The sequence below is a fragment of the Paenibacillus sp. NRS-1781 genome (assembly GCF_050467745.1).
Taxonomy (GTDB): domain Bacteria; phylum Bacillota; class Bacilli; order Paenibacillales; family Paenibacillaceae; genus Paenibacillus; species Paenibacillus terrae_A.
Map to the genome: position 1 here is coordinate 1 of NZ_JBITPI010000104.1, position 850 is coordinate 850.

Annotated in this window: 2 protein-coding genes; both read left to right on the forward strand. The window is 32.5% G+C overall.

The window, feature by feature from the left end; translation table 11 throughout:
- Positions 1–372: nucleoside triphosphate pyrophosphohydrolase (locus ACIFO6_RS24090; RefSeq protein ID WP_430044576.1), on the forward strand; the 372-nt coding region annotated here is incomplete at its 5' end.
- Positions 373–399: 27 nt separating this feature from the next.
- A partial coding sequence (locus ACIFO6_RS24095; RefSeq protein ID WP_430044578.1) for a hypothetical protein occupies positions 400–850 on the forward strand: 451 nt, incomplete at its 3' end.

Here is an 850-nt window from a genome sequence, read left to right on the forward strand (position 1 = left end):
GGTCAGAAAGTTTTGGATTTCATGTCAGGGTTGATATTGGGGAGGGGATTACTGATGAAGGAATATAACAAGTTGGTTCGGGATAAGATTCCAGTGATTATTGAAGCATCAGGGAAGAAAGCTGAGATGCGAGTGCTTGATGACGCAGAATATAAGAAAATGCTTGATGTGAAGATTCAAGAGGAATTGTATGAGTATATCACGGCAGTAGAAAAAGACCAAGTAGCTGAATTGGCTGATTTGGTCGAGGTCGTATATGCTATATTGGATAATAAGGGAATTAGCATTGAAGAGTTTGAACTAGTAAGGTTGGAAAAAAAGAAGAAGCGTGGCGGGTTTGGAGAAAAGTTTTTATTGGTAAAAGTAGAATAAAAAATCTAATTCATATGAGGTTTATTAATGAAGCAGGAATATTTCGATTTTACAAAAGAAAAGTATCAATTATTAAAGGGACACAAGATAGATTCTACTTTTGATCCCAATTTTAATATTCTAGCATTTAGTCAATACTATCAGGCTTTGGAATATGTAAGTGAACCGTTTATCATTTTTGAATACCGATTCGCAAGTTTAAACAGATACTTAGAATACTCAAAAAGATATTGTGATGAATATATAGCTACAACAAATGAGTATCTTGAAAAGCTCCTTTCTAATAAAGATTCATCCGCTGAAGAATATGATATTCATTCAGAAATAGGTCTACCAGATACTGAATACTTCAGCGAATACAATTACTCATCAATTTTATCAATGTTAATCAGTATTCTTGAAAATTTTATAGTTCAAATATCCAAAGAAATAGCTTCAGAGAAAAATGTTAAGTATGCAATAAAGAATGGGAAAGATC